Genomic DNA, 12,922 nt, shown 5'->3' with positions numbered 1-12,922 from the left:
AACTAAAAGCAGCCAGCTATTAAGTTATTGACTATTTAATCTTTAACTGGCGTCGCTATAATCGTTATACAGTTCACACCATCATTAAACCGGATTAGTTGCTATAACGGTTATTGTCATCGCGCCATTGGTTGTCTTGGTTACTACCACCCTGTTGGTAGCGATCCTGGTGGTAGCGGTTATCCTGGGAATTCTGATCGCGCCACTGGTTGTCTTGATTGTAGCGATCCTGGTGGTAGCGGTTATTCTGGGAATTCTGATCGCGCCATTGGTTGTCTTGATTGTAGCGATCCTGGTTGTAGCGGTTGTCCTGGGAGTTTTGATCGCGCCACTGGTTGCTTTGGCTATCACGGCCTTGCTGGTAGCGATCCTGGCTGTAGCGGTTGTCCTGGGAGTTCTGATCGCGCCATTGGTTGCTTTGGCTATCTCGGCCCTGCTGGTAGCGATCCTGATTGTAGCGGTTGTCCTGGGAGTTCTGATCGCGCCATTGGTTGCTTTGGCTATCACGGCCCTGCTGGTAGCGATCCTGGTTGTAGCGGTTGTTCTGGGAATTCTGATCGCGCCACTGGTTGTCTTGGCTGTAACGATCCTGATTGTAGCGGTCTTGATTTTGAGATTGGTTATTTTGGTCCCACTGGTTATCTTGGTCCCATTGCTGAGCCATCGCTGAACCGGTAGTGGCTAGTGCGGTGGAAATTGCTGCAGTGAGAAGTAGCTTCTTAAACATGACCAGCTCCTTTTAGTCAGTCAACACACCCTAAACTTGGCCTTTTTCACTATCCTAACCAAGCTATTCAATCATCAAGCTAGTTGACGTTTTTTATATGTTCAAAGCCAATGTCTGCTGTTATTGCTCGACAATCGTTTTATTAATAAAAGTTATGCACTCGCTAACTGGCTTTAATAAAAAATGGTCAATAAGAAGAAGATTAAAAATAACTAACACTCAGTGGCACTACCTGCCTAATTATTAAAACACCTGGCCGAGTATAGGCGACAGTTAATCATTACAAACAAACGTTTATAAGCCACGCAATGAGTCACCGGGTTCGCAATCGACTAATGGGTGGCACGGCCTTTGGTTAGCCGCGCCAAATGGAGGCGCCTGTTAGATCGTCATCTCAGCGCTATGATCACCTACGCTTGCTGTCACCTAGGGGGTCACACAACAGCATTGCCAACGTTTGACTAGCGAAAAACCGTCGCCAACAGAAGCTTTATCAGATTGAGAGCGGCTATTCACTCACGATCAGCTCGGCGTAGGCGCATTGTCGGCAATCAGTGCCTCATCCTTCAATGCTTGCCAGAATTCAGCCGGAATATCGGCCTCCATTGATGCACGGTTTTCTCGAGCCTGAACGGCATTGCGCGCCCCAGGAATAGTAGCGGCGACCACATCGGGCGCAGCAGTAAACTGCAAGGCAGCAGTACGCAAGTTAGTGCCATGTTCATGCGCTATCGCACTCAGCCGGTCACGCTGTTGCCAGTACCCTTCAGGAATATCTTTGCTGTACATCCAGTGGTTGGTGCCTGCAAGAAAGCCCGAGCCCAATGGGGCACCAATCACCAACGAGACATCGTTGTCGCGACATTTCGGAAACAGCCGGTTCAAGGCGTCTTCGTGGTTGATCAAGGTGTACTGAGTAGCCTGTAGAATCACATCAGGATCGGCATTATCGATGGCGGCAAGGCTTGGTTCGATGTCATTGACCCCCATTCCCCAGGCACCGATGATGCCCTCCTCACGCATACGGGTAAGTTCGGGCATCGCTCCATCAATGGCGGTCTGAAGATATTGCCTCCACTCGTCACCCATGTCTTCGTTGCTGGGTGCCAAGTCGTGGATATAAACAATATCAATCTTGGGTAGCCCCAGGCGCTGAAGGCTATCTTCCACCGAGCGACGAACGCCAGCGGCGGTGTAGTCATAGCGGTAGTTAAAGTTCAGCGAGCCTGCCCAGAGGCCAATATTGCTAGCCGAGGCATCCGGCACCAGTAGCCGACCTACCTTGGTCGACACGACATAGTCACCTGGCGTTTTATCATCCAGAAAGTGGCCCAGGCGACGCTCGGATAAACCCAAACCATACCAGGGCGAGGTGTCGAAATAACGCACCCCCTCTTCCCAGCATGACTCAAGCATCAGCCGGGCTTCATCATCTGGCGTTACCCTGAACATGTTACCGAGTTGAGTACCGCCCACGCCGAAACGAGCCTGCGGGGGAAACTGAGCCATGGCGAGCGGCGGATTATTTGGCAGGGCAAAGGATGGTGTGGCGTTAGCGGTAGAACTGTTTCCAGCGGCACTCTTTTCGGTCGCCAGCAAGGGGGATGCAGCGGTGGCTGCAGCAGCCATTACCGCTCCGCTTAGAAATTCTCGACGATTCGGCATCATTTTTCTCCTTGAGAAGAATAAGGCTATATCGAGATATAAGACTGGAACAGAATCAAAATGCTCGCCAGTCGCTGCGCGTGCCAAACGTCCAGTATGGATGGCACTAGCAAGACAAAGGCGCCACTTAACAGCCGTGACGCCTTTCTATCAAACGTGCTATTAATGTCGCATCAAAACCTGGGTCAGTGCCTGTTTATACAGGTTGATCGCGCCATAACTGGGCGATATCCTTAGGTAGCTGGCTGGCAACCCCCTCGGCTTCGCCTTCGCTAATTTGGGCGCGTACCGTTGCAAATACGCGGCGAGAAACGGCTTCCGCTTCTTCCAGGCTGACATCAAGGGACGCAGCAACCATGTTCAGGAACTCATCCTTATCGAACCGTTGCGCTGATGCAGTTCTATCGATATCACTATGATCGAGTAGCTCCTGCAATTTTTGGGGAAGTTGGGATTCAAGTTTACTGCTTTCGGTGGACTGAATACGTTGTTCCAAAGTACCCAAGACCGCCACGCAGGCTTTTTCTGCTTGCTCCCTGGTCATGTCGCCGGGAGAGCACAACTCACTGAGAAAGGTGTAGTAGGTCTGTGAAGTGCGCCCTTCATGGCGCTGGTTTTGCTGGTCTGTAGTTGGTTGATTAGCCATCTCTGAAAGTCCTCCCTGGGTAGAGACGTTACATCAGCTTTAGCGTTGGTCACGTGGAGCGAATATCAAAACATTGCGATAACGTCTTGTGCTCCCGACTGATCAGTGTGGTAAAGACTCCTGCCAAAGGGCAAATATTTAGCGTATTCCAAAGCATATTTTGCAGCGCAGGCAGATACCCTACCCTCCCGCAAAATGCGTTGAGCACGGTAGTAATGACAGCAGAAATGGAAATATAGCGATGGCACGACCTTCCAACACTCATTTAGACGCAGCTGGAACTATCGTATTCCCAGGAAAATTCCCAGAATCGCTTCGATGCCTAGAAACGAAAAAGGCCGCCAAGCTAAGCGCTTGACGGCCTTCAAAATTCGGTGGCGGAGGGGGAGTCCGCATACTTTCTATCCAAGCCCTTCCAAATAAATACTATTAATCACTGATTTTTAAGACATTTAATTAATAAACCTTCCTATCTCGTCCATATTAATACGATCAAATAGAGAGCCAAAGTATGGGCTGAAGTATGGGCTTGGGTATGATACTTTCTATTCCTCATCACCAGAGGACATAGTAATGGGCAAGCTAACCACCAAGGGGGTTCAGAAACTAATTCGGGAATCCAAACCGGCGCTAACCAACGATGGTGATGGTCTGTATCTGAAGATCGGTAAAAGTGGTGGGGCTAGCTGGATTTACCGTTTCCGTTGGGATGGCAAACTTCGCGATATGGGGTTAGGGAGCTGTTCAGAAATCAACCTAGCTGCAGCCCGCGAGCAGGCTACAGGTAACCGAAAGCTGGTCAAGCAAGGGATTAATCCGCTGGATGCTCGCCTGAAAGAAGAAAAAGAAATACAGAAAGTAGCCATCACATTTACAAGCTGTGCCGCCCGCTATATCAAGGCGCACCGCCGCAGCTGGCGTAATATCAAGCATGCCCGCCAGTGGGTTAGCACGCTCAAAACCTATGCAAGACCCAAAATAGGCAAAAAATCCATCGATGAAATATCAACACAGGACGTGCTTGAAGTCCTAAAGCCTATCTGGACAAATAAAAACGAAACGGCCAAACGTGTACAAGGCCGCGTAGAGAACATCTTGGATTATGCAGCAGCTCACGGCTATCGCGATCCGGTTAACCCCGCCCGCTGGCGTGGGCATCTTGATAAACTATTGGCAAAGCCATCGCGAATTCAAAAGGTCAATCATCATCCTGCCATGCCTTATGATGAAGTTGCTGACTTCATGGCTACCGTGAACGGCTATAACAGCCTGTCATCGAAAGCACTCCAGTTCTTGATCTTAACCGCCACACGCACTTCGGAAGTGCTGAATTCCGAATGGAATGAGCTTGATCTGAAAAATGCTACTTGGACGATCCCAGCTGACAGAATGAAGGCGAATCGCGAGCACCGCGTCCCCCTCTCTCGCCAAGCTGTAGAACTGCTCTCCAACCTGCCTCGCGTGAAAGCCAACACCTACATTTTCGCAGGCATGAAGCAGGGGCGCCCTCTTTCGAATATGTCGCTTCTGCAGTTTATGCGTGGACTAGGCTACGGCCCGAGTGGTGAACAAGGTAACTATGTTCCCCACGGATTCCGCTCTAGCTTCCGTGACTGGACAGGAGAAGTTACCAGCTACCCCCGCGATGTGGCAGAAATGGCCTTGGCCCACACCATCGAGAATAAAGTGGAAGCGGCTTACCGACGCGGGGATCTATTCGAGAAACGGCGAGCGATGATGCAGGAATGGGCGGATTACATTTCGTAAACTACCAAGTCCGGCATCACTACCCTACTCCTAAGGCACACATCAGCAAGCAACCGAAATATCCTTCTCGGCATATTAGCTCGTCTAGGCTTATTCCGTGGGATCGTTCGACTGAACCGAGAAGCTGTTGATCCAACGCTCCTTCTCAATAATGTGCTCGTGGATGTAGATGTACTGTGCCGCCTTGGTGCGCAGAATTGCTAAGCAATTATCGATATAACTTTCGGGAACGTACATCCAAGCTTTCCATGCATCGGCACGACGCTCACGGCGTAATCTCGCCACCCCTTTCGGGCACTCGAAGATCGGTACCTGATAGCCACGGTACATCCGGTATCGTGGCATTCCATCTGCGTCACGTTGCTGAATGTCGGCCACAGTACGGGCAAACTCAACCGGGGATGGGGACCCCCTCAGTGTGATAACGAATTTTTCGCCTTTACGCTCTTCCGGATAAAAGCACTTTCCTCTCACTTCCAAATCGCTGCTGGCTTCTAAGACATGGGTTTCGAGATCGCTCCATAGAGGGTTCATCCTTAGCCGATGATTCACCCCTAGCCCTACCTGAATGTCGTACCCCGTCAGCCATAGATACAAAAAATCGAAAGTATCTTGCCCCTGACGCCGTGTTTTTTTTGCCATGGCACTATTCCCCTCTACTATTTTAACGACGCATGGCGACCTCAAGCACTGGCAAGCGCTGCTTGGTGAAGGTAAGCGCATGATTTACTGTGTAGGCAGCTATGGTCACGCCATTGCGTTGGGGCGCTTAGCCATTTACCACCTTCATCAGCCGCAAACATTGACCATTCCTATTGCTATTGCTATTGCCATTGCCATTGCCATTGCCATTGCCCCGCAAGGCTACCGTTGGGCCCTCAGCGAAGCCAGAGGGGTTAGCAATACCATACCTCTGATTACCTCGCTGGGAGCCATTCAGGTGTGGTTGGAAACAGCACCTTCGTCGTTGTCGAGCTGACAGAAACTTTAGCGACATGCCTTGTCGCAACTTAACTTTAACCTGCTTCTATCAATACTCACGGAGGCAGCTCGATGACCACAACAACGTCTTACGAACTTCAACCTTTAACCACCCTAACCTCACAGGCACAGCAAGAGCTTGCCAAGTGGCAGGAGGACCGTAAACGTTGGGAGGAAACGCTGCCGGTGATGGGATTGTTGAGTCAGTTTTTGGATCTGACACCATTCCTTACAGAAAATGCAGTCTCCGCAAGTACTGACGGCCGCAACCTGTATTTCTGTCCGGTTTTTAGTGCAACGCTCAACGATGAAGAACGGATATTTTTACAGGCACATTTGATTTGGCACTGTGTCGCAGGCCACCTCACTGCCCCACTGGTGGCGTCTCCTCACCGTTGGCATCTTGCGTGTGATCATGAAGTGAACAGCATGCTGCTAAAACTAGGTATCTCCCTGCCCTTTCACGCCCTGTTATTTCCAACGTATTTTGGCCGAAGTGCGATAGAGGTTTATCAGTGGCTATCAGGCCATCCGCGCCTCCAAGATGAGACATCACTCGATGTGCATCCTGCCGCTCTTTGGGCACACAGCGCATCGCACATGCCAGATTTAGGGTTGATCGGGTTATGGCGGCGCCGGGCGCATTTAGCCGCCCAGGAAGCGCCCGCCATACCCTCAATGGTGGCTGAATTTTGCTTAGCTCGTTAAACTGAACATTCCTTTCCTCTAATTCAGGACATGACACCCCATGTCGGATTTTCGAGACACGTTATTCCGTTACCTCACCATGCTCCAGCTGATTCCGCGTTCACCAGGGCGAATCTCCACCACAGCGCTGAAGGAAAAGCTCGAAGATCGGGGCTTTCATATTGATACCCGGTCGCTGCAGCGCGATCTGCGTGACCGTCTATCACTGCACTTCCCGCTTATTTGCGATGATAGCCAAAAACCCTATCGCTGGTTCTTCGACCGTGACTTTCAATGCCATCTGCCTGCGCTGGACGTGCCCAGCGCCTTGACCTTGGTACTAGCGGAAGAGTATTTGTCTGGGCTGCTGCCACCGGTGGTGGTCGGCCAACTGTCACCCCATTTTTCAGATGCTCGACGCTTGCTGGATGACCTGAGCAATAACGGTCTGAGCCAATGGGCACGTAAAGTGCGCGCGATTCCCAACGGCAAGGCGCTGATTCCGGCAGTGCTGGCAGAAACCACCTGGCAGACGGTCGCACAGGCGCTGTTGGAGCAGAAAAGTATTGATGTCACGTATTTGTCGCGCACCGCAGAAACCGAAAAGAATCTGACGCTACACCCGCAAGGAATTGTCAGCCGCCACAGTGTGACCTACCTGCTCGCGCTAGTGGAAGGCTTCGACGACCTACGCCAGTTTGCACTGCACCGCGTTAAGCAGGTGGCAGTAAGTGATGTTAGCTGGCAAGTGAAAGATGGTTTTGATATTGACACGTATATCAAAAGCGGCGCATTTGGATATTTGCAAGGACCAGACGACGTAACGTTGGAAGCAGAAATTGCTCACCCGGTCGCGTGGTTGCTGCAAGAGACTCCACTAGCCAAAACCCAGAAAATTGTGCCACTTGCAGAAAGCGAGGCTTATTACCTCACGGCGATAGTACCCAATGACCAGCAAACACTTTGGTGGTTGATGGGCATGGGGGCCAATGTGAAGGTGATTGCGCCAGTCTCTTGGCGAGAAGCCCTCAAGAACAATGCCGAGCAGGTGCTGGCACATTACCGTGAAAAGGTCTAGCCAGTTAGAGAAAGATAAATCGACTACTATTGTGCGGAACACTTCAAAGGCAACTCCACTCATTAGCCAAGCAGTGAAATGCCAACTATGTTCCACATGGTTTTCACGCAAGTTTCCGCGACTAGACTGGGTAAATGACTAGTTACCGCAGAAATGGCTTTAGTCCACACCATCGAAAATAAAGTGGAAGCAGCCTACCGTAGAAGCGATTTGTTCGAGAAAAGGCGGACGATGATAACGGATTGGGCAAGCTTTGTATCAGCCTGAGGAAAAGGTAAAGTATCTGACTTAGATTTAGATGACTTAAAATCTAAGTAACAATACCCTGCTATAACGGGAATAATTAACCTGGAGCTAACCATGAAGTTGCATTTTGACCAAGCAGAGGAACCAATTATTTCTGCAAAAAAGACCTTGAGAAAAATTGGTTGCAGTACAGATGAGCTAGCTATTGCCGCAAGAGAGACTAACGCTTCATTAATTGTCATGCCCCCAACCCCCTTTCACATTGGCATTCGATTCCCTAAAGGTTACCGAAGAGGCATCTTTGACCGTGCTGGCGAAAACCCTCTTTCAATTGATATTCAGGAGGCAGATGGCTTTAGTCTGCCTTTTGCTGATAATGACAAAGTTCTACACTCTCTCAATTGGAAGACAGCAAAGCCGCTAAAAATCGCATTGACCAACCCTAAAAACAATAGTGTAACGTTACATACTCCACACAGTCTTTCTCTACAAACAAGCTTACATGATGGGAGATGTTCTCTGTACTGCCTTTGCGGAATCGACGACAAGAGGAGCGCATACAGAAACCAAGAGTTTTTCTTCCAAAACAAGATTTTATCTTCAACAAAAATAACGTTCGACTGCTGCTATTTCTTACAGTCTGATTTCGAAAAGATTAATAGTTATATTTACGAATCTAAACTTCCAAGTTTTAATGATGTTGGTGATTACCAAATAAACGAATGGTCAAACAGTTTTATCATGGATATCAATGCTATTTACCACTACCTGAAAAGGTACAGAAAAATAAAAAACATAAACTCAAAGATTACAATCAGTGATAATGACCAAATCATCAAGTGCTGGTTTGCAGAGCGCTGGGCAGGAAAAAAGGGGGTGACCAAAGTATGTCTAGAACAGGTTCACAAAATAGTAGGTAATGAGAATTTGGATATCAATCTTGAGTCGCTAGGCATTTCTAATGAGGAAATCAATCGAAATCAAACGGGTGCTACAGATATATTAATATTAATTGATATTGCCGCGGAAAGGCGTAATAGAAAGAGACAAAACTATCTAGGCTCACAAAAATTTCATGATGAGTTAATTAAAGCGGGGATAGAAACAAACGAATTAAGGCAGGCAATTTACAGCATTATAAAAGCAAAGTGAGGTTCGTATATGTGTCAATTCAAGAATTTAGCGAGACAGAGTGGAAAACCCAGCCAAAAGCACGGGGAGAGATAGCGTCGACTGAAACAATCAAAGCCAACCTAACCATTTAACTATGCCAGCCGCTATCACTGTGGCAACGACCCCACTAACCCAAGCAATTGCCTTTAAGGACGGCTCCCAGCGTCTAGCTTTGTAGCCAGGTTGTCCTTTGAGGAAAATATGATTGACATTTTCACCAACCTTATTCAGGTCTCTATATGTAGGGTCTCCAGCGCTATCGTAGACATAACCAGAATCTGGACCATGCAACCGTTCAATTTCCTCGCGTTCTTTGCGACGTAGCTCGTCTTGCTCGATCTTGCTTGGATATTCCGTCCGAATGATTTCAATCGTGCGCAAGAAGCTTAGCGGGATAATGTCATGATTGTCAGATAAGAAGTCACCTCCTTTCTCATAAGGCTTGATGAATCGCTTTACTAATTCACGTCGAGTAAGATCCTTAAATAGCACTCGACGGTGAGGGAACACCTCTCCGACTTGACCAACCTCACCAAACACGTGGTATAAGCTCATAATTTAATATCGAAAATTAAAATTATAGACAAAAACATCTGTTCTATTCTACTTCGGGGTAGCCTAGGAAAACTATTGGTTCCAAGGCATGCTAGTGATGAAGACTAGGCCATTATGCTAATTGACGCCAATCATTGCATGAAAGCAACGATAATAGGAAAAACACAGCCATATGCTGCTGATTGACAGCTACGGGTTATCTCGCAAATACACGCATTAGCAGTAATGCCTCTATCACCTACGAAGGCGGCCTTATACTCTCTTTTTTCGCTGGCATTTTTCTCTCATCAACCTAATTTATTAAAAGTCTTCATCCGGTGCCTGCCTCACTTTGTCTTTCATTCGGCTTAGCATTCTTCCGGGCAAATGGAAGGCCGCTTCCAGTGTCGGGCCCCAGTAATCATCTTCATAGACAAACATGTCGATTGCTCGTGTGCCGGGCTGCAGCTTTAATATCATGTCATCAGCATTGCTAGAGTTAGCAAATAACTTTTCAAGAGCATCCTGCTCCACTAACGTAATTACTAAGTGGCCATAACGCAGCTGCTCAGCCTCAAAGCTATTCAGTGCAAGCTCAAAGCTAGCTTCATCCGCAAAAGTGCCTTGGTGAAGTTCATAAACCAAATCAAGGCTGTCATTCAGCCCCTCAGCATAGATCATCCCGAAATCACGAATCAAAGCGCCAATCATGGTTGCGTATAGATCATCGCTGTAGTCGGTCACAATGCTTGTGCTTACTAACGTGTTATCGTCAGCGAATAATAGCTGGCCCTGGAACGAGTGCTGCAGAAACGTCACGTTGTCATTGCACAGCGCTAATACGCCAAGATCCGCAGTGCAGTCGTAATACCCCTGGCTGCGTGGGAATTGATCAATGTGCTGACCGTAATGCCAATCTTTAAATAGCTGCGTACTTTCATCAGCATCCACGATCGGCGAAGCAATAAGCGCCAAGCTTGTTAATACCCCTGCAGTTATCCACTGTTTCATTCCCTTAGTCCTTATGTGTTTATCTCAGAGCTTGAGCAAAGTGAGCTCCGCAAGTTTTCTCATATATATTTTATATAAAAAGACACTTCGCTTACACTAAGCTATTTTTTAAGGATCATACAACATCGCTGGTAACGCAGCTCGATCAACATCTTCATTAACATCTAAGGATAAGCAAACCAACGTTTTTGCTGAGCTAATAAGCTCTTCCCATCTCGATGTTAGGTTCATTGACAACCGATCTAGGACTTTGTAAGTAGGATCCAGAGGATCTAAAGATTCATTAATAATATGCTCTAGCTCTTCTAATTCATCAGGAACTCTGAAACTATCCTCAATTGAATCGATTAAATCCTCCATATCAACAAAAGCGGTTTCTAACGCTTCACGCTCCTCCTTCATCCAACATTGAAACTCCTTATCTGAAATACTGAATTCTTTCTTTAGATCATGAGGAACATCTTTAAGACTTCTTATATGCAATCCTTTAGGATCAAAGCGTACTTGTAATGCAAATTTTTCAATATCACTAAAGGTTTTGCCATCCTCGGGAAGAAAACCAATCTCTTGATTTATCTCATAAGCTTCTTCTACAAGATCACTAATTTCTTCCAAAGTTTTAGTTAATACTGTGTCATCAAAAAGGCTGTTTAATATTGCCAGCTCTTGCTCAAACTCGGTATAAATACCCAAATACTCTTCTGCTTTTTTATCGATGCCATATTTACTCATGATGCCCCTCACTTATTTCTTTGTCATTGCAAGAATCAGACGTTCACGAACTCGTGCATCACCTTCCTGCATAGCCATCACAGGCTGATCCCACCACTCCATGAATTCACGCCCTGGGCTATCGATGACAATCATTGCTAGCAAATCCAGCATCACCGCTGTTTGAGCAAGAGGACTAGCCTTGGCGTAATGAGCCACTTTTATGCTGAAATCGGTGTATTCGTTCCCTGTAGAGCTATTATTCGCTGGGCAAGCCTGCTGCAAAAAATCAAAGACTTTGCCCCCAAGGTAATGCTTCGCCAGGTCATAAGGCTGATTAATGGATTCAAATACGCATACTAAACCCGCTAATGTACCCATTCCGACTGGAAGGCCTTCTTGCACAGCAAGTGCACGGGCCTGCTCACCTCTCACGGCGTCGTATCGCTCATCCGGCGCTGGCATTTCAAACATGTAACCCGTTTTCGCATCTTTTTTGGCCAGCGCGTAAGCTATGCTGCTAAAGCTTTCTATACCTGCTGCAATATCACTAACTAGCACATTCAACTTAGCCCTTTCAGCTTGCTTGCCCGATGTTTCCATTGTGAGTCTTCTCTATACCAGCACTGGTGCATCAGAAAGTCCCAGGCGGCTTCTGGTCGTTATCTTCAAGTGGTGAGCTTGCTCAAAGAGCCAATCAACGAACTCAGCCCCATCCATGACTTGTACATCGTGGCTTTCTGCGTAGGTTATTGTTTGCTCTTCAATGAGAGCAGAGGTGATGAGCCAGCGCTGTGCGCCCTCTTCGTCAATGGCTGCTAGCTGCTTAATTCCATGGGCATCTGTTGTGCCCTGGTGGTGCTTGACCTGAAGTAAGAGCTTTGTCTGGATGAAACGGTCCTGTCGATACGCTTCAATATCAGCATCTGCAATACCTGAGTAGTGACGCTTACTCGGGCGATGAACGCTATATCCTTCAAGCTCCAGCAACTCCATTACCAACCGTTCAAATCCTTCCCCACCGCTTGCTAGGTAGGTGCCACCCTTTTGAATACGTTTGAGTAGTTCTTTTTTTGCCTCAGCTACCAAATCGTTGTTTTGTGCTTCGTATTGGCTGCTTATGCTGCTATGCCCACCCTTTTCCAGCGTGGTATAAAGACGTTCTAGCTCCTCGGAGAATTCGTCTAGTGGTGCAATTGCCATGCGGATTTTTAGGCGTGTTTCGAGTGCATTGGAGAGATCATCCCGAGGAACACGCTTTAAGCTTCCGTCAGGGTTACGCAGGAACTCAGCCCCTACACGATTTTCACCATAATGCACATCTAGGCTAAAGCTTTTCTGACCCGTTGCTCGAGCAAGCAAAATCGCCCGATTTACTGGCACTACAAGCAGGTCACCCTGCTGAATATTGAAAAACCGACGGATTTGGTTTTCTTTTCGTCCAACCTCTATATTTTGCTCGCGAAAAGCGCCCATTAAGTCGTCAGCGCTCACATGGACAGAAAAGTTCATCTGTGACCAACCGTAGCCAACCTGATGCTGATGACTTAATACTGCAGGGCTACGCACCAATAGTACTCGGCTCAAAGTGACCACCTTGTGTTAAAAACAATACTGAATTAGGTTTTAGTTAAACTTAATAGACTAATAAAGTACAGCTTTCACAACCAAGATTAATGAAATCACTGCGCCAGTT

At 47.7% G+C, this 12,922-nt stretch carries 14 protein-coding genes; 5 read left to right on the top strand and 9 right to left on the bottom strand.

What is annotated here, in order from left to right:
* Positions 1-84 precede the first annotated feature (84 nt).
* The 3 genes from ACFFLD_RS08955 to ACFFLD_RS08945 form a co-directional block, all read right to left on the bottom strand.
* A complete protein-coding gene (locus tag ACFFLD_RS08955; protein ID WP_386040417.1) occupies positions 85-525 on the bottom strand; it encodes a DUF4097 family beta strand repeat-containing protein in 441 nt (146 codons plus the stop codon).
* A gap of 724 nt (positions 526-1,249) precedes the next feature.
* The gene (locus ACFFLD_RS08950) at positions 1,250-2,392 is read right to left on the bottom strand and encodes an aldo/keto reductase (protein WP_386039269.1); all 1,143 of its coding nucleotides are present in this window, start codon (positions 2,390-2,392) and stop codon (positions 1,250-1,252) included.
* A 196-nt stretch (positions 2,393-2,588) separates the two neighbouring features.
* Positions 2,589-3,038, bottom strand: coding sequence for a DUF2267 domain-containing protein (locus tag ACFFLD_RS08945; protein ID WP_386039267.1), 450 nt, complete (start codon positions 3,036-3,038; stop codon positions 2,589-2,591).
* A 573-nt stretch (positions 3,039-3,611) separates the two neighbouring features.
* Here ACFFLD_RS08945 and ACFFLD_RS08940 point away from each other — a divergent pair.
* On the top strand, positions 3,612-4,805 hold the full coding sequence (locus ACFFLD_RS08940; protein WP_386039265.1) for a tyrosine-type recombinase/integrase: 1,194 nt from the start codon (positions 3,612-3,614) through the stop codon (positions 4,803-4,805).
* 90 nt (positions 4,806-4,895) lie between these two features.
* Here the strand turns inward: ACFFLD_RS08940 and ACFFLD_RS08935 are convergent, their stop codons facing one another.
* A complete protein-coding gene (locus ACFFLD_RS08935) occupies positions 4,896-5,447 on the bottom strand; it encodes a hypothetical protein (RefSeq protein WP_386039263.1) in 552 nt (183 codons plus the stop codon).
* On the opposite strand from ACFFLD_RS08935, the gene ACFFLD_RS08930 reads away from it, so the two are divergent.
* The 4 genes from ACFFLD_RS08930 (at position 5,446) to ACFFLD_RS08915 (ending at position 8,949) form a co-directional block, all read left to right on the top strand.
* Positions 5,446-5,784 (top strand): hypothetical protein, encoded by a 339-nt coding sequence (locus ACFFLD_RS08930; RefSeq protein WP_386039262.1) that lies wholly within the window; start codon positions 5,446-5,448, stop codon positions 5,782-5,784. The genes ACFFLD_RS08935 and ACFFLD_RS08930 overlap by 2 nt on opposite strands.
* A gap of 74 nt (positions 5,785-5,858) precedes the next feature.
* Positions 5,859-6,494 carry a DUF2201 family putative metallopeptidase gene (locus ACFFLD_RS08925; protein ID WP_386039260.1) on the top strand — a complete coding sequence of 212 codons (636 nt, stop codon included), beginning with the start codon at positions 5,859-5,861 and terminating at the stop codon, positions 6,492-6,494.
* A 40-nt stretch (positions 6,495-6,534) separates the two neighbouring features.
* A complete protein-coding gene (locus ACFFLD_RS08920; protein ID WP_386039258.1) occupies positions 6,535-7,551 on the top strand; it encodes a helix-turn-helix transcriptional regulator in 1,017 nt (338 codons plus the stop codon).
* A gap of 360 nt (positions 7,552-7,911) precedes the next feature.
* Positions 7,912-8,949: a hypothetical protein gene (locus ACFFLD_RS08915; RefSeq protein WP_386039256.1), complete on the top strand. Its 1,038-nt coding sequence runs from the start codon at positions 7,912-7,914 to the stop codon at positions 8,947-8,949.
* Positions 8,950-9,039: 90 nt separating this feature from the next.
* Here ACFFLD_RS08915 and ACFFLD_RS08910 read toward each other — a convergent pair whose 3' ends face one another.
* The 5 genes from ACFFLD_RS08910 to ACFFLD_RS08890 all read right to left on the bottom strand — a co-directional run bounded on the left by ACFFLD_RS08910 (position 9,040) and on the right by ACFFLD_RS08890 (position 12,702).
* Positions 9,040-9,510: a hypothetical protein gene (locus ACFFLD_RS08910; RefSeq protein WP_386039254.1), complete on the bottom strand. Its 471-nt coding sequence runs from the start codon at positions 9,508-9,510 to the stop codon at positions 9,040-9,042.
* Between the two features lie 315 nt (positions 9,511-9,825).
* Positions 9,826-10,515 carry a hypothetical protein gene (locus ACFFLD_RS08905; RefSeq protein ID WP_386039252.1) on the bottom strand — a complete coding sequence of 230 codons (690 nt, stop codon included), beginning with the start codon at positions 10,513-10,515 and terminating at the stop codon, positions 9,826-9,828.
* A 108-nt stretch (positions 10,516-10,623) separates the two neighbouring features.
* Complete coding sequence (locus ACFFLD_RS08900; RefSeq protein WP_386039251.1) at positions 10,624-11,247, bottom strand: hypothetical protein; 624 nt, start codon at positions 11,245-11,247, stop codon at positions 10,624-10,626.
* 12 nt (positions 11,248-11,259) lie between these two features.
* Positions 11,260-11,829, bottom strand: a complete 570-nt coding sequence (locus tag ACFFLD_RS08895) for a hypothetical protein (protein ID WP_386039249.1) — start codon at positions 11,827-11,829, stop codon at positions 11,260-11,262.
* Between the two features lie 12 nt (positions 11,830-11,841).
* Positions 11,842-12,702 carry a restriction endonuclease gene (locus ACFFLD_RS08890; RefSeq protein WP_386039247.1) on the bottom strand — a complete coding sequence of 287 codons (861 nt, stop codon included), beginning with the start codon at positions 12,700-12,702 and terminating at the stop codon, positions 11,842-11,844.
* Positions 12,703-12,922 lie beyond the last annotated feature (220 nt).

Source organism: Vreelandella sulfidaeris (genome assembly GCF_042429665.1).
Lineage (GTDB): Bacteria > Pseudomonadota > Gammaproteobacteria > Pseudomonadales > Halomonadaceae > Vreelandella.
This window is presented reverse-complemented; position numbering and strand designations above follow the sequence as displayed.